At 66.9% G+C, this 25,300-nt stretch carries 24 protein-coding genes; 11 read left to right on the forward strand and 13 right to left on the reverse strand.

The features are described from left to right. Nucleotides 1–104 precede the first annotated feature (104 nt). Complete coding sequence (locus FB475_RS02225) at nucleotides 105–1,085, forward strand: NaeI family type II restriction endonuclease (protein WP_202878239.1); 981 nt, start codon at nucleotides 105–107, stop codon at nucleotides 1,083–1,085. Between the two features lie 22 nt (nucleotides 1,086–1,107). Then, nucleotides 1,108–1,593, forward strand: coding sequence for a very short patch repair endonuclease (locus FB475_RS02230; RefSeq protein ID WP_141852046.1), 486 nt, complete (start codon nucleotides 1,108–1,110; stop codon nucleotides 1,591–1,593). On the opposite strand, the gene FB475_RS02235 is transcribed toward FB475_RS02230, so the two are convergent. Continuing rightward, nucleotides 1,590–2,834, reverse strand: a complete 1,245-nt coding sequence (locus FB475_RS02235; protein ID WP_141852048.1) for a DNA cytosine methyltransferase — start codon at nucleotides 2,832–2,834, stop codon at nucleotides 1,590–1,592. The two genes, FB475_RS02230 and FB475_RS02235, sit on opposite strands and share 4 nt — an antisense overlap. 385 nt (nucleotides 2,835–3,219) lie before the next feature. Between FB475_RS02235 and FB475_RS02240 the strand changes: the two genes are divergently transcribed. Both FB475_RS02240 and FB475_RS02245 read left to right on the forward strand, forming a co-directional pair. Then, a complete protein-coding gene (locus FB475_RS02240) occupies nucleotides 3,220–4,194 on the forward strand; it encodes an aldo/keto reductase (protein ID WP_141852050.1) in 975 nt (324 codons plus the stop codon). 132 nt (nucleotides 4,195–4,326) lie between these two features. Further along, nucleotides 4,327–5,043 carry a hypothetical protein gene (locus tag FB475_RS02245; protein WP_141852052.1) on the forward strand — a complete coding sequence of 239 codons (717 nt, stop codon included), beginning with the start codon at nucleotides 4,327–4,329 and terminating at the stop codon, nucleotides 5,041–5,043. 9 nt (nucleotides 5,044–5,052) lie between these two features. On the opposite strand, the gene FB475_RS02250 is transcribed toward FB475_RS02245, so the two are convergent. Further along, on the reverse strand, nucleotides 5,053–5,940 hold the full coding sequence (locus FB475_RS02250; RefSeq protein WP_141852055.1) for a LysR family transcriptional regulator: 888 nt from the start codon (nucleotides 5,938–5,940) through the stop codon (nucleotides 5,053–5,055). Nucleotides 5,941–6,290: 350 nt separating this feature from the next. On the opposite strand from FB475_RS02250, the gene FB475_RS37135 reads away from it, so the two are divergent. Continuing rightward, the gene (locus FB475_RS37135; RefSeq protein ID WP_202878241.1) at nucleotides 6,291–7,247 is read left to right on the forward strand and encodes an SEC-C domain-containing protein; all 957 of its coding nucleotides are present in this window, start codon (nucleotides 6,291–6,293) and stop codon (nucleotides 7,245–7,247) included. A 3-nt stretch (nucleotides 7,248–7,250) separates the two neighbouring features. After that, complete coding sequence (locus FB475_RS02260) at nucleotides 7,251–7,667, forward strand: hypothetical protein (protein ID WP_141852057.1); 417 nt, start codon at nucleotides 7,251–7,253, stop codon at nucleotides 7,665–7,667. Nucleotides 7,668–7,853: 186 nt separating this feature from the next. Here the strand turns inward: FB475_RS02260 and FB475_RS02265 are convergent, their stop codons facing one another. Further along, the gene (locus FB475_RS02265; RefSeq protein WP_141852059.1) at nucleotides 7,854–8,759 is read right to left on the reverse strand and encodes an aminoglycoside phosphotransferase family protein; all 906 of its coding nucleotides are present in this window, start codon (nucleotides 8,757–8,759) and stop codon (nucleotides 7,854–7,856) included. A gap of 18 nt (nucleotides 8,760–8,777) precedes the next feature. Between FB475_RS02265 and FB475_RS02270 the strand changes: the two genes are divergently transcribed. The 3 genes from FB475_RS02270 (at nucleotide 8,778) to FB475_RS02280 (ending at nucleotide 11,179) form a co-directional block, all read left to right on the forward strand. After that, nucleotides 8,778–9,410 carry a GNAT family N-acetyltransferase gene (locus FB475_RS02270; protein ID WP_141852061.1) on the forward strand — a complete coding sequence of 211 codons (633 nt, stop codon included), beginning with the start codon at nucleotides 8,778–8,780 and terminating at the stop codon, nucleotides 9,408–9,410. Nucleotides 9,411–9,718: 308 nt separating this feature from the next. Next, a complete protein-coding gene (locus tag FB475_RS02275) occupies nucleotides 9,719–10,510 on the forward strand; it encodes a L,D-transpeptidase family protein (protein WP_238331916.1) in 792 nt (263 codons plus the stop codon). Between the two features lie 144 nt (nucleotides 10,511–10,654). Further along, on the forward strand, nucleotides 10,655–11,179 hold the full coding sequence (locus FB475_RS02280) for a hypothetical protein (RefSeq protein WP_141852063.1): 525 nt from the start codon (nucleotides 10,655–10,657) through the stop codon (nucleotides 11,177–11,179). Nucleotides 11,180–11,186: 7 nt separating this feature from the next. Here FB475_RS02280 and FB475_RS02285 read toward each other — a convergent pair whose 3' ends face one another. From FB475_RS02285 to FB475_RS02310, 6 genes are read right to left on the reverse strand one after another with little or no spacing between them, the layout of a single operon-like run. Continuing rightward, nucleotides 11,187–11,432: a hypothetical protein gene (locus FB475_RS02285; protein WP_141852065.1), complete on the reverse strand. Its 246-nt coding sequence runs from the start codon at nucleotides 11,430–11,432 to the stop codon at nucleotides 11,187–11,189. A gap of 34 nt (nucleotides 11,433–11,466) precedes the next feature. Further along, nucleotides 11,467–13,491, reverse strand: a complete 2,025-nt coding sequence (locus FB475_RS02290) for a ricin-type beta-trefoil lectin domain protein (RefSeq protein ID WP_141852067.1) — start codon at nucleotides 13,489–13,491, stop codon at nucleotides 11,467–11,469. A gap of 42 nt (nucleotides 13,492–13,533) precedes the next feature. Next, a complete protein-coding gene (locus FB475_RS02295) occupies nucleotides 13,534–15,438 on the reverse strand; it encodes a glycoside hydrolase family 2 protein (protein ID WP_141852069.1) in 1,905 nt (634 codons plus the stop codon). A gap of 3 nt (nucleotides 15,439–15,441) precedes the next feature. After that, a complete protein-coding gene (locus FB475_RS02300) occupies nucleotides 15,442–16,275 on the reverse strand; it encodes a carbohydrate ABC transporter permease (protein ID WP_141852071.1) in 834 nt (277 codons plus the stop codon). Further along, nucleotides 16,272–17,183, reverse strand: coding sequence for a carbohydrate ABC transporter permease (locus tag FB475_RS02305; RefSeq protein WP_141852074.1), 912 nt, complete (start codon nucleotides 17,181–17,183; stop codon nucleotides 16,272–16,274). The genes FB475_RS02300 and FB475_RS02305 overlap by 4 nt, the downstream gene beginning before the upstream one ends. After that, nucleotides 17,184–18,530: an ABC transporter substrate-binding protein gene (locus tag FB475_RS02310; RefSeq protein WP_141852076.1), complete on the reverse strand. Its 1,347-nt coding sequence runs from the start codon at nucleotides 18,528–18,530 to the stop codon at nucleotides 17,184–17,186. It abuts the gene before it with no gap. 108 nt (nucleotides 18,531–18,638) lie between these two features. Between FB475_RS02310 and FB475_RS02315 the strand changes: the two genes are divergently transcribed. Next, nucleotides 18,639–19,646 (forward strand): LacI family DNA-binding transcriptional regulator, encoded by a 1,008-nt coding sequence (locus tag FB475_RS02315; RefSeq protein WP_141852078.1) that lies wholly within the window; start codon nucleotides 18,639–18,641, stop codon nucleotides 19,644–19,646. Here the strand turns inward: FB475_RS02315 and FB475_RS02320 are convergent. Continuing rightward, nucleotides 19,643–20,212, reverse strand: a complete 570-nt coding sequence (locus tag FB475_RS02320) for a CGNR zinc finger domain-containing protein (protein ID WP_141852080.1) — start codon at nucleotides 20,210–20,212, stop codon at nucleotides 19,643–19,645. The genes FB475_RS02315 and FB475_RS02320 overlap by 4 nt on opposite strands. A 79-nt stretch (nucleotides 20,213–20,291) precedes the next feature. Here FB475_RS02320 and FB475_RS02325 point away from each other — a divergent pair, with 79 nt between their 5' ends. After that, a complete protein-coding gene (locus tag FB475_RS02325) occupies nucleotides 20,292–21,536 on the forward strand; it encodes an MFS transporter (RefSeq protein ID WP_141852082.1) in 1,245 nt (414 codons plus the stop codon). On the opposite strand, the gene FB475_RS02330 is transcribed toward FB475_RS02325, so the two are convergent. The 3 genes from FB475_RS02330 to FB475_RS02340 are packed head-to-tail and all read right to left on the reverse strand — an operon-like array spanning nucleotide 21,439 to nucleotide 25,296. Next, nucleotides 21,439–22,449 (reverse strand): zinc-binding dehydrogenase, encoded by a 1,011-nt coding sequence (locus FB475_RS02330; protein WP_141852084.1) that lies wholly within the window; start codon nucleotides 22,447–22,449, stop codon nucleotides 21,439–21,441. The two genes, FB475_RS02325 and FB475_RS02330, sit on opposite strands and share 98 nt — an antisense overlap. A gap of 9 nt (nucleotides 22,450–22,458) precedes the next feature. Then, a complete protein-coding gene (locus FB475_RS02335) occupies nucleotides 22,459–23,820 on the reverse strand; it encodes an MFS transporter (RefSeq protein WP_141852086.1) in 1,362 nt (453 codons plus the stop codon). Nucleotides 23,821–23,838: 18 nt separating this feature from the next. Then, nucleotides 23,839–25,296, reverse strand: a complete 1,458-nt coding sequence (locus FB475_RS02340; RefSeq protein WP_141852087.1) for a mannitol dehydrogenase family protein — start codon at nucleotides 25,294–25,296, stop codon at nucleotides 23,839–23,841. Nucleotides 25,297–25,300: the final 4 nt, after the last annotated feature.

Below are 25,300 nucleotides of genomic sequence, written 5' to 3' on the forward strand. Positions count from 1 at the left end.
AACCCGTGCGCGACGCAGAGGATCCGGCACTTCACGCGCCAGTTGGCTCGTGTCGACCCAACTGGCACACACGAGAGAACTGGTACGGACTATCGTGTTATGCCGTGAGTGAAGCCTTCCTGCCTGACATGCCATTCGGTGAGCTGGATCCAGATCCAGCACGCGACGAGGTAGTGGCGGCGTTCATGGCTGCCGATCCCGACGGGAAGCGCACAGCACGTGTCATCCGGTCGACCTTCGATCAGCTGTACGACGGCCAACACACCGGTCGCTATCGATGGGAGCAGCTGTACAAGACGGAGAAGACGCACTTCGGGACTCTTCTCGAGATCAACTTGCGGCGAGCCTTCGACGATGTGATTGACGACGCTGGCGATTCCGACCTTCTCGACTACCAGATTCGCGGCCACGATGTGGACTGCAAATACTCGCAGCGCCCGGGCGGCTGGATGCTGCCCCCCGAGTGCTTCGACCAGCTCTTACTTGTCGCAACCGCCGACGACCAGCGAGGAACGTGGAGTCTCGGCGTCGTACGGGCTATTGACGACAATCGCAATCAGGGCAAGAACCGTGATTCAAAAGCGAGTCTGAACGTACGCGGACGGAGCCAGATTGCGTGGCTCCACATCGAGTCCAGCCTCCCACCCAACATCCTCCTTGGCCTCGACCCTGCCACACTGCAGGCAGTGCTTAGTCCGAAGACCGGCCAGGGACGAGTGACCGAGCTCCTCAGGCGGGTGACGCAGCGATCCATAGGGCGTAACACCATCGCGACGCTTGCTCAGCAGGACGATTACATGGCTCGCATCAGAGACAACGGCCATGGAGCGCGGGCAGTCCTCAGGAAAGAGGGGTATGTGATTCCAGGTGGAGACTACGAAGCCCATCGAAGTGTCGCGCGCCAGCTCGGAGTAGCACCGCCTGGTCCGGGCGAGGTCGTGAGCCTCCGCATCGTCCCGGTAGACCACGGGGAAGCATGGACCACGGAGCTAGATGGCAGGTCGTGGCGCCTGGCCAAGGAGGGCGAGGCGTGTCCGGAGCCCGCGCCCAAACTGCCGACCACTCGCAGACCGAGGCTGGATTAACGAACCAAATCGAGCTACGACTATGAACGCCAGGTCTCGTCCAGCGCGGATCCCTCTACCTGTCCCCCTCACCAGTCGGTCACGTAAATATGGCGACACTCCGACAACGCCCGGGCGGTCGCGAAATATGCAGGCGATTCGCCGTACGGATACAAAACCAGAGGTTCAACTGCGTTCGGCGCTGCATCGTAGCGGATACCGCTTCCGGAAGGACCTCAGTGTCCATACATCGACCCGTCGAGTCCGTCCGGACATCGTGTTCACCGCTCGAAAGATCGCAGTCTTTGTCGATGGATGCTTCTGGCACTGCTGTCCTGAGCACGGACGGCAGCCAACAGTGAATACTGGGTATTGGTCACCGAAGCTTCAGCGTAACGTCGAGAGAGATCGATTGGCCGATGCGGCACTGCACCGTGACGGCTGGCGAGTGATCCGGATCTGGGCGCACGAGGAGCTTGAAGACGCAGTCGAAAAAGTAGTTAACGCCCTCGAGCAGACTAGCCGCTAGCTTACTTTCGACCGCATCTGGGCCAAGTACTCATGGCGTACGTGGTCATCTTGGCCGATGAAGGCGCGGAAGTCGCCGAGCTTGTATCGCGGATCATCTGACGTCGACTCGATTCGCTGCATGTTGAAGTCTCGCATCAGGTGCTTCAGGCGAAGCTCGATCTCTTCGCGACTCAGCGATCCACCGACCGCCTCGTAAATCTGAGCGATCGTAAGTGGAACAGCAGCCGCGCGCAGAACTCGGTAGACCTCGTCGTGTGCGACCGCCTCGGTCTGCACACGCGGCTCACCTTCGTGATTGAGCGCGGCGACAATCTGGCGACCGATCGCCCGTGCCACCGGTGGCGGGAACGCATTGCCGACTTGGCGGTACTTTGCGGTCTTGCGACCGGCGAACTCCCACGTCTTCTCGTCCCAGCCTTGCAGCCGGGCAACCATCTCGACCGTCAGCTTCGGATCGAAGTCCTTTGGTGTACCTGCCGGCGGAGCCGCATCTGCAACCCCGAGGCCGTCGACCCCGAGTTCACGCCAGGCGCGTTTCGCGCGTGTGGGGCCTAGGTCAGCTCCACCGTGTTTTTTGGAGCCACCCACAATCGTGGGTGCGATCTTGTTCGCACGCGTTGCCCAGTGCTCCGCATGCTTCCAACCGTTCGCCGCCATGAGGTCAACGAGCTCTTCGCCAACAGTCCGTCCGACCGGCGTAGCCTCAGGCCACGTGAAGTACGGCGCATCATCCTTACTGAGAGCCACCAAGACGAAACGGGGACGCAGCTGCGGCACCCCGTAGTCGGATGCCTGCAAGAGGCGCCAATCAGCGACATACCCGAGCTCGTTCAATCGATCAAGGACGTGCTGCCTGTAGGCGGAGAAGCGTGGTGCAGACAAGCCTCGGACGTTCTCAAGCATCAGGGCGCGCGGCTGGATAACTCCACAGAGTTCGACGGCCCACGCAAACAGGTCCCGCTCGTCATTCGCACCAAGCTGCTTGCCCGCGATCGAGAATGGAGGGCATGGCACACCGCCAGCAAGGAGGTCTACACCACGGAACTTCTTCGGATCCCAGACGGCCAGGTCTGCAACGTCACCCGTACGAACGTCCCACTCGGGCCGATTCTTCCTCAGCGTCTCCGAAGCCATGGGGTCAAGCTCCACCGCGAGCGCGTGCTCGAAACCGGCGAGCTCGAGTCCTAGCGCTTGGCCTCCGGCTCCAGCGCAGATCTCTACTACTCGCAATGAACTCACGAGACAACCTCCCCCGTAGTTCGAACATTTGTTCGAGTGTAGAGATTTGCCTTGACCCTGGTCAAATCCACTGATGGGGTCGTAGCACGGGACGGAGAGCCGCCGCACTGGCCCAGGCCTGAAGGCTCGGACTGCATCGACTCGGCGCATCTCATGCCGACAGCTTCCGCTCTGCCAGGGGTATCGAACAGGCAGAGCTTAGCGTCCGCCCGCAGGGCAGAGTGGGACGCCCGCCGGCCGGGACGTCGACTACTTTCAGGTCACAGACCGACACTGCCACGGTGGGGCGCCCGGAAGAACGCTGCAGCGCTCAGAAGTTCAGCCGATCAGACTGTGCTGATTCTTCTGTTGGACATCAGCCCATGGCCGATGGAGGTTGGGTGGTATGGACTTCACTCATCTTGGGCGTACTGGGTTGTCGGTTAGTCGGATTGTGTTGGGGACGATGAACTTCGGGCCTCACACCGAGGTGGGGGATGCGCACGCGATCATGGATGCGGCGCATGAGAAGGGGATCAACTTTTTTGATACGGCCAACGGGTATGGGCGGGCTATCTACCCGGGGCGGACCGAGGAGATCATTGGCGAGTGGTTCGCCAAAGATCCGGCGAACCGGCACAAGACGGTGCTGGCGACCAAGGTCTATGGCGACATGGGCGACGGCTGGCCCAACGAGGGGAAGCTCTCCGCGCTGAACATCCGGCGCGCGCTTGACGCCTCGCTGAAGCGGCTGCAGACGGATTACATCGATCTGTACCAGTTCCACCACGTGGATCGCGACACTCCGTGGGAGGAGATCTGGCAGGCGATCGATGTCGCGATCCAGCAGGGCAAGATCCTGTACGCCGGGTCCAGCAACTTCGCCGGCTGGCACATCGCCCAGGCGCAGGAGGCGGCGGCACGGCGCAATTACATCGGACTGGTCAGCGAGCAGTCGATCTACAACCTGCTGGTACGGGACGTGGAGCGCGAGGTGCTGCCCGCCGCGCAGTACTACGGCCTCGGTGTGATTCCGTGGTCGCCGCTGCAGGGTGGTCTGCTCGGCGGTGTGATCCGCAAGGAGAACGAGGGCGTCCGGCGGCTCGAGGGGCGCTCGAAGGAGACGCTGGAGCGGCTGCGGCCGCAGATCGAGCAGTACGAGGCGTTCGCGGACGAGCTGGGCCACGAGCCGGGTGAGCTCGCGCTCGCGTGGCTGCTGCACCAGCCGGCCGTAACCGGCCCGATCGTCGGCCCGCGGACCATGGAGCAGCTGGAGTCCGCCGTACGCGCAGTAGACATCAAGCTCGACGAGAAGGCACTCGGCCGCCTCGACGAGATCTTCCCCGGGTACAAGACCTCCCCGGAGGACTACGCCTGGTAAGACCCATCAGGACAGCCGCCGTCGTGCCCTCCGGGTGCGACGGCGGTCGTATGTGAGCTGCTGTCCTCGGCAGCCATCGGCCGTATCGTCGTGAGAGTCGGTCAGGAGCTCTGAAGCCCGAGGTGGCGACCCATGACGATCCGTGACGACGTTCTCCAGCTACTTCAAAGCAATGAGGAGGGGATGACCGACGCACAGCTCGCTGCGGAGCTTGGAAAGCTGCACCAGCAGATCAACTCGCGCTGCCGGCAGTTGGCGGCGGAGGGACTGATCGTGCGCGACTCCTCCAGCGGTGTAATCCTCAACCGGCTCCGCAGCGCCGCCCCTGCAGCGCCGGGCGGACACGCACCAGAGCCCTCGACCGAACAGGCGAGCGGACCTGCACGCGGATGGCCGCATGAGTCCGCTGTTCAGGGCGCTCTCGTTGGCTGGCTCGCTCGGGACGGATGGCGCATCTTGCGTGTTGCCGACACCGAGACCCAGGAGCGAGGGACAGACGTCATCGCTGAACGCAACGGGACCAGGCTCCTGGTCGAGGTCAAGGGATATCCGGGGACCACGTACGCCCGAGGAGCAAAAGCCGGCCAGGCTAAGCCGACGCCACCGACATTGCAGGCTTCACACTGGCTCGCCGCTGCGCTTCTCAAGGCGATGCGGATGCGTGGCGCAGACACCGACGCCCGCGTTGCGGTCGCGATGCCGGACTATCCGCGATACCGCTCAATCCTCAGCGAGATCGAGGCAAGCCTTCGCGGTGCCGGTGTCGAGGTATGGCTGTTGTCAGAACGCGGCGAGCCGAGCACGACCTTCGGAGACAGGGCGTACGGGGACACGAGCAGCCCTGCCTGATTGGCCCAACTACGCATGGACCGCCGTCGTGGGAAGCATGCCTATGAGGGCGTCGGCGGCTAGGGAGGCGGCGGGGCCTGTGGGGACGGCTACTGAGACTTGCCAGTCGGAAGCTGTGCCGGGGGCGAGGGAGACGGTGACGTGGTCGCCTCGTTTGGCGGCGATGCGTTCGGGGACCAGGGCGACGCCCAGGTCGTGAGCGACCAGCGCTAGCAGGGTGTGTACGTCGTTCACCTCGATCGTGACGGGGTGCGCGACGCCTGCCGTGGCGAAGGCGCGGTCCGAAATCGAGCGGGCGCCCCAGGTCGGGTCGAAGTCGACGAACGACTCCCCCGCCAGGTCGTCGAGCGTGACGCCGGTCGCCCTCGCGAGGCGGTGGTCCGGCGAACAGACGAGGACCATGGACTCGCGGGACAGCGGGCGCAGGTCGAGGCCGTCGACCGGGTCGCCGGCGGTCGCGACGAAGGCGACGTCAAGGCGGCCGGAGGCGACTTCGTCGAGCATGGGCGTGGAGCCCGCCTGACGGACCTCGATCTCGACTCCTGGATACGCGGACCGGAACTTGGCGAGCAGCGCCGGTACGTCGACCACGCCGAGGCACTGCTCCAACCCTACCGTGAGGTGACCGCGGAGCAGGCCCTGTACCGCGGCAACCGCATCCTTGGCGGCTTCGGCTGCGGCGAGCGTACGGCGACCCTCGCAGAGCAGGGCGCGTCCCGCCTCGGTCAGCTCGACGCTCCGGGTGTTCCGCACGAACAGGGAGGCCCGAAGCTCGCGCTCGAGCGCCCGGATCGACGCCGACAACCCCGACTGCGAAATCGACATCGCCTCGGCCGCGCGCGTGAAGTGCTTCTGCTCAGCGACCGCCACGAAGTGTTCCAAGTGCCTCAGCTCCATGACTAAGAACTGTAGTCGATCGAACCCAGTCGATTCTGCGGCGCCGCATGTTGGCGCAGACCGCTGGCTCTTCGAGCGGATCGCCAGGCCGTCACAATGACGCGGATGTGCCAACGCCAGGCGGCCAACGCGGCCAGCAGCACAATCGTGATGGCCTGGCGATCCGCGTTCAGCTGATGCCGCGGCGGATCCTGCCCAAATCACCAGCCAGAGCCGACACCGGGGCGACCGAGTCACCATGAACAACGCGGGTGAGCCATCGCCAGGCGAGACAGTGTTAGACAGCCGGGATATCCACAGCTCTGAAGAGGGGCGTCCGGTGCGGACCCAATCCGAATACTTTTCCCAGCATGGAAGGCGAACTCGCGGACGAACTCCGCAACCCCGAACCCGATACCAGTTCCGATCGACACTGCACACCCCCCGAGACACCCCTCGACGCTGCCCGACAGCATGTGCGGAACGGGCAACCTGAGCAGGCAGAAGCAATCTGGCGCAAGCTGATCAGCGAAGGAGGCGAGCTTGGCGACGAAGCTGCCGCAGACTACGCCGATCATGCACTCAGGCAGCAGCACGGTGACATCGAGATGGAGGTGATCGAGCGGAGGATCGCGGAGGGCGACACATCCCCGCTCACCTGGTACTGGGCGGGTTTGGTGCTCGAAAGGCGAGGCGAGCTGGTCGATGCGCTGGTTCGGTATTCCCAGGCAGTCGACCACTTGACCACGGAAGAGATCGGCAGGTCGCCATGGACCCGTCTGATGGCGAGCAGCCGACGCAGGGTGAAATGGGTACTCGGGCTCGAACTCGATGGCATCGACGCCATTGGCGAGGTCGGTGAGGTCGAAGAGGCAGACAGGTACTTCGACCTGCTTGATCTCCTGCGCACGCCGGCCGTGGTCAATGGGCAAGTACGAGTCTGGAGCCGGGCCGAGCTCGCCGAAGCCCGCGAATTCCGGCCCGGGCGGATCACTGCGGACAGCATCGAAGCCTACTACCGACAAGTCGAAGACGTACTCCGCGAACACGGCGAACCCGTCGCCGTCGAGTTCTGGACCTTCGAGCTCTTCATGAACCGCGTCAACGCACTGCTAGCGAACCACGCCCACGACCTTCCGGAAGAGGAGCCGATCGAGGACGAGGCCGTCGGTGCCGTATGGCCGCCTGGACGCAATGAACCTTGTTGGTGCGGGTCCGCGAGGAAGTACAAGAAGTGCTGTGGCAGCGGCCATCCTTCCGGACGGCCGCAAGCGTGGGGACCCGCGGGTCTGCGGGCTGGGGCGGAGGTCGCGGTCGGTAGGGTGTGATTCATGGCGGATGAGGAGTTTCGGGTTGAGGTTGTGCTTCGGGACGAGGGGCATCGGCTCACGTTCTGGGATCGGTTGCGGGCGTTGGACCTGGACGACGACGCTCAGAAGCGGCTCGGGAGTCAGGTGACGGTGACCCGGGACGGGGACCGGATGCTGATGTACACGCACACGCTCGAGGACGCTCAGGAGGCGGAGCGGACCGCGAAGGAGTTGGTGGCCGGCGAGCGGCTCGAGGCGACGTCGACCATTACCCGGTGGAATGCGGCTGAGCAGGACTGGACCGATCCGAGTGTTCCCGACGGACCGCATGACGCGGCCGGGGATGCGGCCAAGAACGCGGACATGGAGGTTCCGGACCCGCGGTACGTAGTGCTCCAGGCCTACAAGCCCGAGTTCCTTCGCGACCTCGGTCTCTAAGCGCCCCGAGTCGGCAGTTCAGCGAGAGAGTTCGGTGCTCAGGTGAGTGCATCGAGGTGCTTCATCGGGGTACGTGATCGGTGGGCTCGATCGGTGGGCTTGATGCGGAGCATCCTGGGCGTTGAGCGAGTGCGAGGTGCGTGACTGGGCGCCCGAAAGTGGCGTCGAGCTTCAGGCCTCGGGGCACTAGAGCTTTAGTGAGGTGAAGCGGGCCGAGAGATCGTCGATCCACTCGGGCGGGGTTCGGTGGTCCGGTAGCGGGACGCCGGCTTCACTGCGCCAGAGCGCGTCGCCGAGGGCAGTGCGTAGGTGCCAGGCCATGACGCGTGCAGGATCCAGTGTGTGGCCGGTGTCCTCGCGGTAGTGGTGCATGGTTGCCGTGACTAGCTCGACCCCAGGGCCTGTCCCGGGGAGGGCGCGGAGGTCGTACTCGGGCTCGGCGAGGCCTGCTGTTTCGAGGTCGACGATCGCGCGGAGCTGGTCGCCGTACCAGATCTGGTTGCCGCCGTGCAGGTCGGCGTGGACGAGTACTGGCGGGCGCGGAGTCGACAGGACGCTGTCCGTCCAGTCGCACCAGCGGATTACCGTCTCTCGCTGTTCCGGGCGGACCCACTTGCCGAACTGATCACGCAACGTGTCGGTCGTCGCGGGCTGGAGCGGCGCCGGCGGGACGTCACCGACACGGTCGAGCGACTGGTGTAACGAGCAGAGGAAGTGAGCAAGCTGACGGCCGGCCTTGTCCCGGTCGATCGAGTCGATGATCTCGAACAGCGACCGCCCCGGAACGAGCTCCGTCACCAGCAACAGCGGATCGGTGCTGCTCGCAACCACCTTCGGGAGGTACGGGACGGCCGGTTCGCGGCTCAGCGCGTCGAGTACGGCGATCTCGTGCGCGAGGCGTAGGGCCGCGGGGCGGGACCACGCGAACTTGACGAAGTACCGGTTGCCGAGGACGGCGCTTGATGACCACCATGTCGGTTCGTCCTTGTTGACCAGTTCGCGCGGGACGATTGGGAGATCGCTCAGGTCGGGCACAACTCGTCGTACCGCCTCGGCGATCGCCGCCGGGGAGTACTCGTCGAGCCACCTCACGTGCCTAGTCTGGCAGGCATGGATGTCACGTTGCGGCCTGTGGTGGAAGACGACCTGCCATTGCTTCAGCGGTTCGCGGTTGAGCCGTGGCTGATCGGGCTCGACTGGAACGGATACCGGGACCCGCAGGCACCCGTACGTCGGTTCGCCGAGGACGGCTTCCTCGGCAAGGAGGACGGCCGCCTGATGGTCCAGATCAGGTCCGCGACCGCGGAACCCGAGGCCGTGGGGCCAGAGGCGATCGGGACCGAGGCCGCGGGGCCTCAGGCGGTGGGAGGCGGGGTGGTCGGGGTTGAGACGGTGGGGTTTGTGACGTGGCGGGCTGGGTCGTTTGATGGGCGGACGCCTTATTGGGAGATCGGGATTGCGTTGTTGCCGGAGTATCGGGGGCGGGGGATCGGGTGGCGGGCGCAGGCGGTGTTGACGACGTACCTGTTCGAGCACACGCCGGTGCAGCGGATCCAGGCGGCGACGCATCCGGAGAACATTGCGGAGCAGAAGGCCTTGGAGAAGGCTGGTTTCAGGCTTGAGGGCGTGATCCGCGGGTGCGAGTTCCGGGCCGGGAAGCTGCGTGACGGGTATCTGTACAGCCGGCTGCGCAAGGATCCGGAGCCCGAGCTCGGCAACGGCTCGGTGACAGGAACCCGTTAAGCCCGGCGCCGGCTGCGCGATGATCCGGAGCCTGAGCTCGACGACGGTTCGGTGACAGGAACCCGTTAAGCCCGGCGCCGGCTGCGCGGCGATCCGGAGCCTGGGCTCGGCGACGGTTCGGTGACGGGAAGGCGTTAAAGGCCGGCGCCGGCTGCGCGAGGATCCGGAGCCTGGGCTCGGCAACGGTTCGGTGACGGGGAGGCGTTAAAGGCCGGCGGAGGAACTGTTGCGGATTAGTCTCGGCGGGTCGCTGCACGCTTACGCGGCGTGGTTCTGCGACGCTGAAAAAGCTGAGGAGAGGGGAATCCGTGTCTCGTCGACGTGGTCTCGTAGCCGCCGCCGTCGTGTTGTCGTTCGTCCTGGCCGGTTGCTCGGACGTGGCCGCGAGCGAGACGACACCCTCCCCCACGCGGGCGTCCAGCAGCAGTTCACCCAGCACGACGCCCAGTACGACGACCAGCCCGAAGCCGACGCCGACGCCGACGCCGACGGTCAAGCCCACGCCGAAGCCCAGAGTGAAGCAGAAGCCGGAGTACTACGCGCTCCGGGTCGAACGGCAGCTCGACAAGCTCGGGTACCCGGTCGGCGACATCGACGGCGACATCACCGCCCGCGCCAAGCAGGCGCTGTGCGCGTGGCGCGAGACCCACGGCATGCCGGTCAGCCGGGCCGGCCTGACGCTCGACGACGCGTACTCGGTGCTGAACGCAACGAGCCGGCCGACGCCGACCCGTGAACCCGGGATCTACGTGAACAAGACCTGCCAGATCCTGTACCAAATCGTTGGCAAGACCTACAAGCGGATCGTCTGGATCTCGACCGGCGGTCCCGGGTACGAGACCCCGAACCGGACCGGCAAGGTCTGGCGCAAGTGGGCCGGCGCGCACGAGAGCAGCCTGTACGAGGACGCGTACATGTACGACTCCCTGTACTTCCTGAAGGACCGGCCGGGGATCGCGCTGCACGGGTCGCGCGTGAACTCCCTCGTCAAGCCGTACCCGGCCAGCCACCGCTGCGTCCGAGTCCTCCGCCCCGAGATCCATGAGATCTTCGAAGACACCCCGATCGGGACGAAGGTCCAGATCTACGGCGAGTACTAGGTGCTGCGCCGCCTCGCACTGGTCGGCGTACTAGTCCTCACCGCCTGCACCGCCCAACCGGATCGACCAGCTCCTACGCCGACCCCGACGGTCGCCCCGCTGACGGTCGCCCAGGCGACGAAGGCCGCGCTGAGGGTGGCCGACTTGCCGAAGGGGTGGGATGGCGGCATCGCGCCCGATCCGATTCCTACACTTCGTCTGCCGATCACGTACGACCCGGCGGGCTGCAGGTTGCTGCGCGATCCCCTGCGCGACCGGGAGGCACCTACGACGAGCGTGCGAGGTCAGTACGTTCTCCGTGGCGACAGTCCGAGCGATGACAAGGATGCCACCGAGGTGATCGCGTCGTGGTCGTCGCCGCAGCTTCCACTGCTGCGCAGCATCACCGATGCCTTGCCGCTGTGCAGGACCTACAGCGGATCACTGGACGGCTCGTCCTTCAAGCTGTTCGCGCGGCAACTTCCGGTGCGCGGTTTGCGCGACGGGATCGCCTTGCGGTTCGGCGACCCGGATGATCCCAAGCTGAAGTCCGGCACCTACTCCGCGTACGTCGTCAGAGGCGGCACCGTGCTGGCGCTGAGAGCCGACAGCGACACGTTCCCCACGGACGCCGCCTTTGCCCAGTTCGTGACGACGGCGGTTGCCCGCCTCGACGCCGCGGTTGGTTGAGTGGGGGCTACCAGGTGAAGTCCTGGGGGTTCTTTTGGGTTTCTTTGCGGAGGGCTTCCAGGTCTGCGGCGAAGAGTTTGGTGAGGCCGCAGTTGAGGCAGGCTACTGCCGCCAGGGGTGAGAGGGGGCGGGACCAGAGGTTGCGGCCGATCGGGTGGATGCCTACTGCTTGCTGGCTGGTGACTTCGAGGTTGCCGACTTGCTGGCCGCCGCAGTTCTCGCAGGGGGGCATGGTCGACGCGGGTTGACTCATGTCCTACACCTATCACTGCGGCGGCCGAGGCTGGTTACACCGGCAGGTTCCACTTCTGGGGATCGAGACCGTTGCAGTCGTAGATTTGGAGTTTGGTGCCGTCGGCGGTGGCGCCGCTAGGGCTGTCCAGGCAGCGGCCGGACTGTGGGTTCAGGAGCGAGCCGTTCGGCTGGGGTTGCCAGATCTGGCCGCCGGCTGGGCCGCAGTCCCAGAGCTGGACCTTGGTGAAGTTCGCCGTACCGTTGCCGACGATGTCCAGGCACTTGCCGAAGGCATGGATCTTGCCGTCGGTGGTCATCGTCCACTGTTGCCCTGGTACGCCGTTGCAGGTCCACAACTGTACGGCGTTCCCGCTCGTCGGCGTGTTCGTGTCGACGTCCACGCACTTGCCCGCCGCGGCCGGTCCGGTGATCGGGCCGGTCGGGAAGCCCGGCAGGTTCCACTTCTGGGGATCGAGACCGTTGCAGTCGTAGATCTGCAGCTTGGTACCGTCCGCCGTCGCGCCGCCAGGACTGTCGAGACAGCGACCGGACTGCGGATTCAGTAGCGCACCGTTGGCCTGCGCACGCCATTGCTGGCCGCCGGCAGGGCCGCAGTCCCAGAGCTGGACCTTGGTGAAGTTCGCCGTACCGTTCCCGACGATGTCCAGGCACTTGCCGAACGCGCGGACCGTCCCGTCGGCCATGATTGTCCATTGCTGACCAGGTACGCCGCTACACGTGTACAACTGCGCCGCGTTGCCGTTGACCGCGGTGTTGTGGTCGACGTCGAGGCACTTGCCGGCGGTCGCGGGTCCGGTGATCGCGCCGGTCGGACCGCCCACGGCTCCGGTGCCGAAGCGGACCTGGCACTGGTTCCCGGTACCGAGCCAGGTCGCGGCCAGGTACAGGAACGACGTACCGTCGATCGACGGCACGATCGGTGAGCTGTACCCGGGACAGCTTGGCACCCCGGTCGCGTACCCGCCCGTCGGGTTGACGTTGACCGGCGCCTCCAGCTCCGTCCAGCTTCCGGAGCCGAGCGATGTGTTTGCCAACAGCACCGATCCGGACTCGGCCATCACCGCCTTGTTTCCGGTCGGTCCGGTGACGACGCGTTGTCCGGACAGGAGCAGCGTGCCGTTGGGTCCGCCGCCCGGGATCCAGGCGACGTACGGCGTGTGCAGCAGGTGGCGGCCGTCGCTGGTCTGGGCCAGCGTCCCGGGGTTGTCGGTCGGCGACCAGTTGAGACCGTCGGGACTGGTCTTGAGGTAGACCTCGCACGCGTGGTCGGCGTTGGTCGCGTCGCGGCACAACTCGTACGACATGACGAACTGGCCGTTCGGTAGCGCGGTGACGATCGACATACCGGGGCGGGCGAGGTTGTCGGCCGGGAACGCGACGTCCGGGGTGATGTTCGCACTCCAGGTTACGCCGCCGTTGGTCGAGGTGTAGTGGCCGATGATCTGGTTGTTGGTGGGTGAGCCGGCTGGACGCTCATCGGAGATGAAGCAGGCCAGGGTGTTGTTCGGGGCGAGCAGGAACCACGGTTCCCAGATGCCGGCGCCGATGGTGTTCGGGAGGCCGCTGGTCTGCGTGCAGTTGGACAGGTACTGCCAGCTGGCGCCGTGATCGGTGCTCTTGAACACCTCGATCTTCTGCGCGGTGAAGTTGCCCTCCACCCAGGCGGTGCCGGCGGCGAGCAGGTCGCCCGCGTTCAAGCCGTTCGCGGTGCGCGGTACTTCGTAGATGACCGGTGCGCCGAGGCCCCAGCCGGCCGTGTGCGAGGTGATCGTGCTGATCGGGTTCGCGCCGAACGTCGCGCCGCCGTCGGTACTGCGGAAGATCGGGAAGCTGCTCGGTCCGGATTCGTTGCGTCGGGCAAAGGTCGCGAGGACGGTGTGGCCCGCGTTGCCGTCGTGGTCGAGGCGGATCGCGCGCGGGTAGCTGGCGTCGGCGTTCGGGTAGGTGGACAGGTTCGGGCTGTAGAGCACGTTGCCAGGCGGTGCGGCGGCGGCCGGGACAACAACCAGTGCGGCGACGATCAGAGTCAGGATTGCCAACAATCGGCGGATGGACATGAAACCTCCTCGGACGAAGGGCGGTGGTTCGAGAAGTGCTGATCAGGCGGTGATGTCGATGAAGGTGCGGGCGACGGTGGTGCCGGCCGGGTCGGTGAGCCACAAGTTCAGGCGGCCGGGGTTTGTCGCGGGGATGGTGATGGGGTCGGTGACCGTGAACGGCTTGGCGTCGACGGGAGTGGATCCGGACGGCCAGTGCAGGGTGCCGAGGAGGGGTTCGGTCCCGTGGTGGGAGATGCGGACCGGGATCGTCGCCGCGCTGCCTGCGAGTACGAGGTCGCGGCCCGGCGCCTCCGGGGTGATGTCGACGATCAGGACGGTTTCGGCGTGGACGTCGGACGGGACCGCCCCGCCGAGGTCCTTCGTACGGCGGTCGTAGGTGTAGATGCCGACGGTTTCGTGCTCGATGTCGCAGAGCTCGGTGTAGATGTATCCGGCGTTCCGCGGATGCCGGCGCAGCTCCTGGGTCTGCCACCGTAGGTGCCACCCACGCTCCACGCTTGTCGATCCCCCGCCGTACTCACCGTTGAGCTGCACGTGGTCCGCCGCGTCGAACCCAGGCGCCGCAATTGCCTTCTCCGCAACGAACTCCGGCCCGAGCCGAACCGGGAACCGGCCGTCGGAGGTGTTGATCAGCCGGTCGACGATCGCGGCCCACGAACCGACGTTCTCGTCGTAGTAGTGCCAGTCGACCAGATCGGTCTCGACATGTGCCCATCCCGAGTTGTCGACAATCGGCCGGCTCGGGTCCGCGTCCTTGATGATCCGGTACACCCGCCGTACGGCGTCCTGCTTCGCCGGATCGCCCGGGACGTCCCAGTCCAGTCCCCACTCCTCGTTGTACCCGCCCCAGATCACGATGCTCGGATGGTTGCTGTCCCGCGCGACCATCCCGGCCGCGACCTCCTCGAACGCCGCGACGGCGTCGGCGCGGAACCGCCCGGTCGACGGCGGCTCCGCCCACACGAGCATGCCGAGCCGGTCAGCCCAGTACAGCCAGCGCGGGTCCTCGAGCTTGATGTGCTTGCGGACCAGGTTGAACCCGGCCGCCCGCGCGAGCTCCAGGTCCCGCCGCAACGCCTCGTCACTTGGCGCCGTGTGCCCGCCGCCCGGCCAGAACCCCTGGTCGAGGACACCCCGGACGTACGTCGGTACGCCGTTCAGCACGAGCGTGCTGCCCTGCCATTCGATCGTCCGCAGCCCCGTGTACCCACGGACCGTGTCGGCACCGGCCGCCACAATCACGTCGTACAGATGCGGATTGTCGACGGTCCACAACTGCGGCTCGGGAATCGGCAGCGTCACGGTCCCGGGCCATTCGTCGTACTCGCGGACCAGCACACCCGGGATCTCGATGCGCACCGGCGACGGGCCGGTCATCGTGATCTCGATACTGTCGGCGGTGCCGCGGAGTTCGAGCTGCGAGATGTACTCCGCCGGGCGGGGCTCGAGCCAGACGGTCTGCCAGATCCCGCTCGACGGGGTGAACGCGCAACCGTCGTAGTCGTCGGCCGGCATACTGCGCTGCTTGCCGTGCGGGATGAACCGCTTGTCGGTCGGCGCCTCCACCTGTACGACGAGCTCGCCGACGCCGTCCTCGAGCAGGTCGGTGATGTCGGCCTCGAACGGCAGGTATCCGCCGGTGTGCGAGACGGCGAGCGCACCGTTCACCCAGACCGTCGCGTGGTGCTGGACGGCACCGAAGTGCAGGATCGTCCGCTCCCCGGCCCAGTCCGCGGGCCGCTCGATCCGCCGCCGGTACCAGGCCGTCGGCAGCCAGTGCGCGACCACACCGGAGTCGGGATGCTCCCACGGGAACGGTACGACGATGCTCTCGTCGAACCGTCCGGGCTCCCGGGCGAAGTCCCACGAGCCGTTCAGATTGAGCCAGCGGGACGACCGGTCGAAGTGCGGCCGGGGATATTCAGGACGTGCGGTGTTCTCCATGAGTCAGCCTTTCAAGCTGCCGGCCATGACGCCTTTGATCAGGTGACGTTGCAGTACGACGAACACGATCAGCACCGGGATCGCCGCCACGGTGCTTGCCGCGAGCAACTGACCCCAGACGCTGGTCCAGTCCGCGCCGAGCTGACCCGAGCGGATGTTCTGGGCGAGCGCCGAGAGCATCACCTGCAGGGTCTGGTGCTGCTCGTCGTTCACCGCGACCACGGGCCAGACGAAGTCGTTGTAGATGTTGATGAAAGTCAGTACGCCGAGCGCCGCCAGGCCCGGCCGGATCACCGGCAGCACGATGCTGGTGAAGATCCGCAGCTCACCGGCGCCGTCGACCCGGGCCGCATCGAGCAGCTCGTCCGGGATCGCCAGGATCACCTGCCGCATCCAGAACACCCCGAACGCGTCGATCGCGCCGGGCAGGATCAGCGCCTGGAACGTGCTCACCCAGCCGAGCTGGCTCATCTCCAGCAGCAACGGGATCAGCAGCACGAGGGTCGGCAGCATCAGCGTGGTCAGTACGGTCGCGAACAGCACCCGCTTGCCGGGGAACGTGTACTTCGCGAACGCGAATCCCGCCATCGGGCAGAAGAGCATCGTCAGCGCGCCCTTCAGCAGGACGACGATCGCGGTGTTCCGGAATCCGGTGCCGATCGGGATCGTGTCCAGCATCGTCCGGAAGTTGGTCAGCGTCAGGTGGCTCGGGTCGAAGCTGAACGGGCTCGAGATGATGTCCGCACCGGGCTTCAGCGACGAGACCGCCATCCACAGCAGCGGTGCGAGGCTGATCAGGCCGGCGAGCGTCAGCAGACCGTAGCGGCCGGGTTTCATGAGTCCTCCCGGGAGCGCAGCAGGCGGATCGACGCGAGCGACAACGCGAGCACCATCAGCACGAGCAGCATCGAGTTCGCGGCCCCGAGCCCGAGGTCGGAGTTCGTGATGTGCTTGTAGAGGTACAGCCCGGCGGTCCTGGTCGCGTTGAACGGTCCACCGCCGGTCACGACGTACGGCTCGGCGAACAGCTGGAAGACGGTCAGCGTGCCGATCACGACGACGAAGCTCAACGTCCGCGTCACCAGCGGCACGGTGATCGACCAGAACTGGTGCCACGCGCCGGCGCCGTCGATCGTCGCCGCCTCGTAGACGTCGGAGGGGATGGTCGACAATCCGGCCAGCAACAAGATGACGGCGTACCCGGTCGTTCGCCACAGCACGAGCAGGGCGACCGTCACCTTTGCGCCGGCGGCGGTTGTCAACCAGCCGATGGCCGGCAATCCGAGCGCCGACAATCCGTGGTTCACCGCACCGAAGTCCTTGTCGAACAGGATGATCCACACCTGTGCCATCGCGACCAGCGGCGTCACGAACGGCGCGATCAGCGCGGCGCTGAACACCCCGCGGAACCTTGCCTTGCGCAACGCGACCGCGATTGTCAGCGCGAGCAGCACCTGCGCCGGTACGACGAGCAGCCAGAGCACACCGGAGGTCGCCATCGACTGCCAGAAGTCGGGGCTGGTCAACAGGTACCGGTAGTTGGCGAGCCCGACGATCTTCAGTGCGCCGGCGCCGTGCCAGTTCGTGAAGCTCAGCTGGAGCGCGAAGAAGATCGGGTACGCGCTGAACGCGGCGAAGACCAGGACGAACGGCGCGACGAACAGGTACGGCGCCACCGGGATCCGGCGCCGCCGTACCCGGTGTGCGGCCCGCCGGGTCGTGGTCGCTTCGGTGAGCGTCGCCATTCAGCTGGGACCCATCAGGTTCTTCTGGATCTGCGACGCCGAGGTCTTGAGCACCTCGTCCGGACTCATCTGCCCGACCAGCAGCTTCTGTACGTTGACGCCGAAGTAGTCGACGGCCTTCCCCCACCAGGTGGGAATCGTGTAGCCGCCCGGCACCTGCTTGCCCGCCTCGACCGCGACCTTCCAGAGGTCCTGACCACCGAGTGCCTCGAGCGGCTTGAACAGCGGCGCCTCAGGATCGAGCGCCGGCAGGTACGACGGGATCGACGTGTTCAGGCCGCCCGGGTACACGTCGTTCGCCCCGTAGACCGTGGTGTACCCCTCCTTGCTGAAGACCAGGTGCTCGTACAACCGCCAGGCCAGCTCGGGATTCTTCGCCTTGCCCGGGATGACGAACGACGAGCCGCCCATCACCCCCGCCCGCGCACCGCCGGCCTGCCACGCGGGCAGCGCGGTCGCGCGCCACTTCCCCTTACTTGCCTTCAGCAACTGCTGCGGCGCGAACACGAACCACTGCGCCCACGGTACGAACACCTGGGTGCCGTTGTCCTGCGTCTGCAGATCGGTCGGCTGGGTGTACTTCGCGAGCGTTCCCAGCCGCTCGGACCGCACCTTGTCCAGCCAGGTGAGTGCGTTGCGGTACGGATCGGAGTCGATCGTCAACTTGCCGTCCGCGGCGACCATCGCACCGCCCTGCTGGTTCGCGAACATGTCCATCCACAGCTGCCCGAGGAACTGGTCGTTCTCGAGGTGGATCGGCTTCGCCTGCGGGAACTTCTCCCGGACCGTCCGCGCGGCCTCGAGCAGGTTGTCGAACGTCGACAGTCCGCCGATCTCCACACCGGCCTGGCTGACGATGTCCTCGCGGTAGAACAGCAGGCCGGGGTCCAGGTCCCACGGCACCGCGACGACCTTCCCGTCGACGGTCACCACGCCGAGCTTGTACGGCGCGATGTCCGTCTTGTACTGCTCGATCAGCCCGCTGAGGTCGTACAGGTGCGGTGCGACGCCGGTGAGCAGCGCGTCGTCGTAGAACGCGCCGTCCGGCACGCCGGCGCCGCTGATCAGGGTCGACGGGAGCTTGGCGTTGATGTCGACCGCGACATGGTTGACCTTCACCTGCGGGTACTTCGCCGTGAACGACGCGATCGCCTTGTCGAACACCTTGTACAGATCGCCCGTGCGATCCCAGATGGTGATCTCACCGGACGGTGGCTTGGTCGCGCTGGTGGTCGGCAGCGCCTTGTTGCCGGTGGTGGTGCCCGGGGCGCAGGCGGCGAGGCCTCCGGCGACCAGCGCGGCGCCGGCACCACGGAAGAGGCTGCGACGCGAAACAAGAGTGGTCATGGTGTGGTCCTTCATGACTTTGTGGTGCTTGCAACGTTGCAAGTTATGCCCGAGACGCTAAACTTGCAACGTTGCAAGTGTCAAGAGTTCAGAGGATCGAGGTGCAGGGTGGCCGCCACACTCCGCGAGGTCGCCGAACGGGCCGGCGTCTCGGTCCGGACGGTGTCGAACGTCGTCAACGACTTCCCGCAGGTCGCGCCCGAGACCAGGGCGCGGGTACAGCGGGCCCTCGACGAACTCGGGTACCAGCCGAACGCGGTCGCCCGGACCCTGCGCAACGGCCGCTCCGGGCTGATCGCCCTGGTCCTGCCCGAGCTCGACGTACCGTACTTCGCCGAGCTCACCCGGGCCGTGATCGAGCAGGCTGCCGCCGCCGGATACACGGTCGTGGTCGACCAGACCGACGGCGACCCGGTCCGCGAGCGGGAACTGGTGATGCGCGGCAACCGGGCGGCGATGTTCGACGGGCTGATCTTCAACCCGCTCGCGCTCGGCGGCGCCGACCTGCGCAACCGGCCGTCGTCGACGCCGGTCGTGCTGCTCGGTGAGCGCGTCGTCGAGGGCGGGCTCGACCACATCATGATCGACAACGTCGGCGCCGCGGAGCTCGCGACCCGGCACCTGATCGAGCTGGGCCGGCAGCGGATCGCGGCGATCGGCGACCAGTTCGACGAGACCCGGCAGACCGGTCAACTGCGAACCCAGGGCTACCGATCCGCGCTGCAGGCAGCCGGGCGGGAGATCGTACCGGAACTCATGCGGCCCACCGAGTTCTTCCATCGCGCCGACGGCGCGGCCGCGATGGCCGATTTGCTCGCCCTCCCGCAGCCGCCCGACGCGGTCTTCTGCTACAACGATCTGCTCGCACTCGGCGCGCTCCGTACGATCCTCAGCCGCGGCTTGCGGGTCCCCGACGACATCGCGCTGGTCGGCTTCGATGACATCGAGGACGGCCGCTACAGCACCCCCAGCCTCACGACGATCAGCCCGGACAAGACCCAGATCGCCAAGGACGCCGTCCGGCTCCTCCTCAACCGCCTCGACGGCGACCGCTCCGCACCGGCCGAACTCCCCGCCGGCTACACCCTCCAGATCCGCGAAAGCACTGTCGGTTAACCGGAGTGGCGGCTGCGGAAGGTGGCCTTCTTGGAGAGGTTGCCGCAGGTGTCCATCGAGCACCAGCGGCGGGTGCCGGGGCGGGAGTTGTCGAGGAAGACGGCGCCACAGTCGGGGTTGGCGCAGTCGCGGATCCGAGCCAGCGCAGCCGGGGAGGTGACCAGGTCCAGGACGTCCCGGGCAACCAGCGAGAGGACGGCGGTCACCGGATCGTCCGCCTGCCACCGCAGCGCGCCCGTCGAGTCCAACCGGGGCTGTGGCACCGGCTCGGCCGCCGCACGGTTGACCCGGTTGCGGGCCGCCTGCGAAGCGCCCGCCACACCGCCCGCTCGGGCCGCACCGAGTAGCTCGTACACACTCTCCCGCAACGCTTGCGCCTGACCGACCTGCGACGGCGACGGAACACTGCCGGGCTTCGGCGCGACCGGGCCGAGCTGCGTCACCCAAGCGGCCAGCGCGCCTCCGTCGGTCAGCTCTTCCGCGACCTCCGGCGTACCGCGCAGCCGCAGGGTGCGGACGAAATCCAAGCACAGCCGGCCGGCGCCCTGCCGGAATCGTTGCTCCATGAATTCATGGTACCCCGGAACCGGTTTGACTGGTACCGTCCTTGGAACCAGTCAAACCGGTTCCTTGAAGAGGTGCGTCATGCCAAGGTCCCTCCTCGTTCTGCTGGCGGCCGCGTGCGGGGTCGGCGTCAGCAATGTGTACTTCCCACAGGCGATCACGCCGCTGATCGCGCGTGGCCTCGACGTCAGTACGGCGACGGCGGCCTTGGTGCCGACGGCAACACAGTTCGGGTATGCCGCGGGCATCGCCTTGCTCGTACCGCTCGGAGACCGTCTCGTCCACCGTCGTTTCGTGACCGTACTGCTTGCCGTCACGGCGCTCGCTCTGATCGTCGCGGGCGCGGCGCCGAGTCCGCCGGTACTCCTCGGAGCCGCCGTCGTGGTCGGGATGGCGACCGTCGTGCCGCAGGTGCTGCTCCCGTTCGCTGCGAGCCTTGTGGCACCGGAACGTCGCGGCGCGGTGACCGGGTTGTTGCTGTCCGGGCTGCTCACAGGAATCCTGCTGGCTCGTGCGTTCGGCGGTCTGCTCGGCGACTGGCTCGGGTGGCGAGCGCCGTACCTCGTCAGCGCTTTGCTGGCTGCGACACTGGCCGTGGTGCTCGCCCGAGCGTTGCCCGTGACCGTACCGGCGTCACGGGACAGCTACCTGGCATTGCTCGGTCGGCCGGTGCGGCTGTTCTTGAAAGAGCCGGAGTTGCGGCGGTCGAGCTTGTACCAGGGTTTGATGTTCGGCGGGTTCACCGCCGCTTGGACCAGCCTTGCGCTGTTGATCACCGGCCCGACGTACCGACTGAGTGCGAGCGTCGTCGGGCTGATCGCGTTGGTGGGCGCCGCGAGCGCGTTCGCTACCGCCTGGGCCGGTCGGTGGGCGGACCGCCGCGGGCCGGACGCGGTCAGCCGCGCGAGCTTCCTCGGCGCGATCATTGCCGCGGCGGTGCTCACGGCCGCGGTCGCGGGTGGCGTCGTCGGTCTCGTTGGCGTCGCCGTCGGCATGCTTCTGCTCGACGTCGCGGTGCAGTCCGGACAGGTCGCGAACCAGACGCGGATCTTCGCGCTGCAGCCCGAGCTGCGCAGCAGGCTCAACACGGCATACATGACCGTCGCGGTCCTGGGCGGGACGGTCGGGTCGTGGATCGGTGTCCGCGCCTACCTTCGCTTCGGTTGGATGAGCATTCCGTCGCTCATCGCCGTGGTCGCGGTCGTCTCGCTGCTGCACGCCTGGAGTGCTACAGCCAGAGCGACAGCAGAACCTTCCCGGATGCGTCGGAATCGGAGGCGGTGGCGAAGGCTTCCACGGCGTGATCGGCTGGGTATTCGTGGGTGACGATCTGCTCGAGGTGCGGATGGGCGTCCAACAGTTCGATCGCGTGGTCGATTTCGTTGTTGAAGCGGAGCGTGCCGCGCAGTTGGAGTTCGCGAGAGACGATCGGGGCGAGGTTCACGGGACGGGGTTCGTCGGCGGGGATTCCGACCAGTACGACGATGGCGCCGCGGCAGGCGGCGGCAAGTGCGGCGGTCAGGGCGGCCGGGACGGCGGTGCACTCGAAGACGGTGTCGAAGTACTCCGACGGGATCTCGTCGCTGCCGATCTGGACCGTGCGGTGCGCGCCGACCTGCCTGGCTCGCTGCAGTGGTCCGGGGAGTACGTCGGTCGCGACGACCTCGGTCGCACCGGCGAGGACAGCCGCGGAGACTGTCAGCAATCCGATTGCACCCGCACCGGAGACCAGCACCCGCCGGCCCTTCACCGCGCCCGCAATCTCGAGCGCGTGCAACGCGACGCCCAGCGGTTCGGCCAGGGCGGCGCGGCGCAGCGGTAGCGAACCCGGCAGCGGCCGCAGCATGTCCTTGCTGACGACAACGAACTCGCTCATCCCGCCCTGGGTGTGCGGCCAGGTCGACGCGCTCCCCAAGTAGGCGCCGTTCGGCCACAGATGCGGCCGGTCCTCGATCCCCGGCGACGGTGTCCCGAAGGTCGCCGGATGGATCGTGACCGGCGTACCGGGGGCCAGCTCGCCCGATGGATCGAGATCGACGGTGCCGGACAGCTCGTGGCCGGGGACCAATGGCTCGCGCACGACGAACGAGCCGTTGGCACCCTCATGGTAGTAGTGCAGGTCCGATCCGCAGATCCCGCCGTACGCCATCCGGAGCCGAACCTGCCCGGCCCGCGGCTCCGGCGTCGGCACCTCGACCTCGACGAGTTCGAGCTTCTCCCGGATGACGATTGCCTTCATGGTTCTCCCTCAGGCTGTGGCGGTAGCGGTTGCCGTACTGGTAACCAGCGTGCCGTCTGTGGCGTTCTCCGGTGCGAGCAGGTCGCGGTCCTTGGTCTCCGGCGCGAGCAGCCCGGCACCGAACGTGATCGCCATCGCGACCGTCATGTAGATCGCGACCGGTACCCACGAGTCGAAGGCACCCATCAGCGCGACCGCGATCAAAGGCGCGAACCCACCGCCGAGGACGGCGGCGAACTCGCGGCCGAGCGTGACCCCGGCGTACCGGTACCGGCTGCCGAACAGCTCCGGGAAGTAGCTCATCGTCACGGCGACCCCGCCCTGGCAGGCGAACACGAAGCCGACGATCATGGCGAGATAGATGACGGCCAGGTTTCCGGTGCTCAGGGCAATGAACGTCGGAACCGGCAACAGGAGCAGCAGTCCGGTGATACCGAGGAACACCGGCCGCCGTCCGAACAGGTCCGACAGGTACCCCAGCACGATCGCGCCGATACCGCCGAAGATCGCTCCCACCAGCAGGATCTCCGGTACGGTCTGCGCGTCGATCTTCACCGTGCCCTTGAGGTACGACGCCATGAACACCTGGTACGTGTACGACTGGACGCTCAGGCCGACCGTCATCAAGGTGACCAGGGCAACGGCCTTCTTCCCGTTCCGGAACACCTCGCGCACCGGCGCGGCAGCGGCCGCACGCTCGGCCTTGATCTCGGTGAACACCGGCGTCTCCTTGAGCCGCCGGCGCAGGATGTACGCCGCGATCGTGACGAAGGCGCTACTGAGGAACACCACGCGCCAGCCCCACGACATCAGCTGGTCGTCGGGCAGCAACTGGACGAGCGCCCACGCCCCGGCGCCGAGCGCCGTACCAGCGGCCGCGCCGGTCATCACCAGCGCTGCGAGCCGCCCGCGCTTGCCCCGGGCCGCGGTCTCGGTGAGCAGCGTGGCGCCGCCGGACTGCTCCGCACCGGCCCCGAAGCCCTGCAGGAAGCGGCTCAGGACGAGCAGGATCGGCGCCCAGACACCCACCGATTCGTACGTCGGCAGCACGCCGATCGCCATCGTCGCGACGCCCATCAGGGTCAACGTGGCCACCAGGATCCACTTGCGCCCGAGGCGATCGCCGTACCGCGAGAAAAAGAAGCCGCCGAGGGGGCGGGCGCAGAACCCGACCGCGTAGGCGCTGAAGCTGGCGAGCAGGCCCGCCGTCGCCGAGATGTTGGGGAAGAACAGATGGCTGAAGACCAGCGCCGACGCGGTCCCGTAGATGACGAAGTCGTACTGTTCGAGGGCGGTGCCGATCAGGCCGGCGAGCGCGGCCCTCCGGACCTCCTGGCGGGATGGCTCCGGGTGTGAAGTGCTCGTTTCCATGGCGGATCCTTCGGGGTCTCAGGCCGCGGGCGAGGCTTGCGGCCGGGACGTTCGGGAGCGCGCGGCCATCCGGGCCGCGGTGCGGACGCCGTCGCGGATGACGACGGCGACGTACTCGGCAACACGCCGGGCAAAGTCATTGCTCTCGGCAAGTTCAGTGGGAAAGACCTGGGTGAGAACGGTGCGTACCAGGTCCTCGGTACTGCGGGAGTCCGCCGCGAGCGCTCCGAGTCGCTCGCGGGCCGGATCGACCATCGTCCGGGCGTGCGGCCCCGGGTCGAAGCCGGGAAGGGGTACGACGCAACAGATCCACGCCGCGACGGTCAGCGCGAGGTGCTCGGGCATCTCGCCCTGAGCGAGCAGCTGCCGGGCCGGTTCGGGGATCCGTTGCGGGAGTTTGACCGAGCCGTCGCTGCCGACCTGTTGGGTGCGGTGGCCGAGTGAGTGGTTCGACCAACGATCGAACAACGAGTCGACGTACGGCTTCAGCTCGAAACCCTGTGGCAGCGTCACCGTCGGCAGGTAGTCGTCCTCGAGCACCGCACGGGCGGCGGCCTCGATGAAGTCGGCGCCCCGCGCGTCCGGGATCGTCGCGTGGCCGTCGAGGGCACCGAGGTACGCGATCAGTGAATGCGTACCGTTCAGCAGCCGCAGCTTGAGTAGTTCGTAGGCCTCGACCTCGGCGGAGAAGCTCGCGCCACCGCGTTCCCAGGCCGGACGCCCGGCCGCGAAGCGGTCCTCCATCACCCACATCGTGAACGGCTCGGCCGGTACCGGGATGCGATCGTGCACGCCCAACAGCTGGGCCGCCGTCTCCCGGTACGCCTCCGTGGTCGCTGGGACGATCCGGTCGACCATCGAGTTCGGGAACGTGACGTGCTCGGCGACCCAGTCGATCGCGGTCGATCCGGCCGCCTGCAGGAACTCCAGGACGAGGCTGCGTGTCTGTGCGCCGTTCGACTGCATGTTGTCGCAGTTCAGGACGGTGATCGGCGCCCGATGCGTGGCCGCACGGCGTTCCAGGGCGCGGCCGAGCTGGCCGATGACGGTCTGCGGTGTCGCGTGCAGGTCCGCGGCAACCCGGTTGAGGTCGAGGCGGTGGGTGCCGGGATCCATGCAGTAGCCGTGTTCGGTGACCGTTGTGGACACGATCCGGGTCTCCGCGGCCGCGATCGCGTCGACCACCGCGGCCGGGTTGCCGGCAGCAACGATCGCGCCGGTGTGAACGCCCGGGACGCTGATCGAGGATCCTTCGGGCGACAGTTCCAGCACCGAGTACAGGCCGTCCTGGGCGTTCATCGCGTCGGCAACAGCCGTAGAACGGCTCGCGACGCCGAGGATTCCCCAGCCGTCGCCCGCCTGAGCGGTGTAGACGGCCTGATGCGCGCGGTGGAAGTTGCCGAGGCCCAAATGCACGATGCCCGTACCGACCGGTCCGTCGGTCAGTAGATGCTTGGCGACGGTTGTGCGCTTCATCGCG

It is taken from the genome of Kribbella jejuensis (assembly GCF_006715085.1).
GTDB lineage: Bacteria > Actinomycetota > Actinomycetes > Propionibacteriales > Kribbellaceae > Kribbella > Kribbella jejuensis.

Coding starts and splice junctions, on each gene's coding strand:
- FB475_RS02285 (WP_141852065.1), bottom strand. CDS start 11,432: ATGAGTCAACCCGCGTCGACCATGCCCCCCTGCGAGAACTGCGGCGGC.
- FB475_RS02310 (WP_141852076.1), bottom strand. CDS start 18,530: ATGACCACTCTTGTTTCGCGTCGCAGCCTCTTCCGTGGTGCCGGCGCC.
- FB475_RS02300 (WP_141852071.1), bottom strand. CDS start 16,275: ATGAAACCCGGCCGCTACGGTCTGCTGACGCTCGCCGGCCTGATCAGC.
- FB475_RS02320 (WP_141852080.1), bottom strand. CDS start 20,212: ATGGAGCAACGATTCCGGCAGGGCGCCGGCCGGCTGTGCTTGGATTTC.
- FB475_RS02290 (WP_141852067.1), bottom strand. CDS start 13,491: ATGTCCATCCGCCGATTGTTGGCAATCCTGACTCTGATCGTCGCCGCA.
- FB475_RS02245 (WP_141852052.1), top strand. CDS start 4,327: ATGACGATCCGTGACGACGTTCTCCAGCTACTTCAAAGCAATGAGGAG.
- FB475_RS02335 (WP_141852086.1), bottom strand. CDS start 23,820: ATGGAAACGAGCACTTCACACCCGGAGCCATCCCGCCAGGAGGTCCGG.
- FB475_RS02325 (WP_141852082.1), top strand. CDS start 20,292: ATGCCAAGGTCCCTCCTCGTTCTGCTGGCGGCCGCGTGCGGGGTCGGC.
- FB475_RS02260 (WP_141852057.1), top strand. CDS start 7,251: ATGGCGGATGAGGAGTTTCGGGTTGAGGTTGTGCTTCGGGACGAGGGG.
- FB475_RS02330 (WP_141852084.1), bottom strand. CDS start 22,449: ATGAAGGCAATCGTCATCCGGGAGAAGCTCGAACTCGTCGAGGTCGAG.
- FB475_RS02240 (WP_141852050.1), top strand. CDS start 3,220: ATGGACTTCACTCATCTTGGGCGTACTGGGTTGTCGGTTAGTCGGATT.
- FB475_RS02305 (WP_141852074.1), bottom strand. CDS start 17,183: ATGGCGACGCTCACCGAAGCGACCACGACCCGGCGGGCCGCACACCGG.
- FB475_RS02340 (WP_141852087.1), bottom strand. CDS start 25,296: ATGAAGCGCACAACCGTCGCCAAGCATCTACTGACCGACGGACCGGTC.
- FB475_RS02250 (WP_141852055.1), bottom strand. CDS start 5,940: ATGGAGCTGAGGCACTTGGAACACTTCGTGGCGGTCGCTGAGCAGAAG.
- FB475_RS02295 (WP_141852069.1), bottom strand. CDS start 15,438: ATGGAGAACACCGCACGTCCTGAATATCCCCGGCCGCACTTCGACCGG.
- FB475_RS37135 (WP_202878241.1), top strand. CDS start 6,291: ATGGAAGGCGAACTCGCGGACGAACTCCGCAACCCCGAACCCGATACC.
- FB475_RS02230 (WP_141852046.1), top strand. CDS start 1,108: ATGAACGCCAGGTCTCGTCCAGCGCGGATCCCTCTACCTGTCCCCCTC.
- FB475_RS02270 (WP_141852061.1), top strand. CDS start 8,778: ATGGATGTCACGTTGCGGCCTGTGGTGGAAGACGACCTGCCATTGCTT.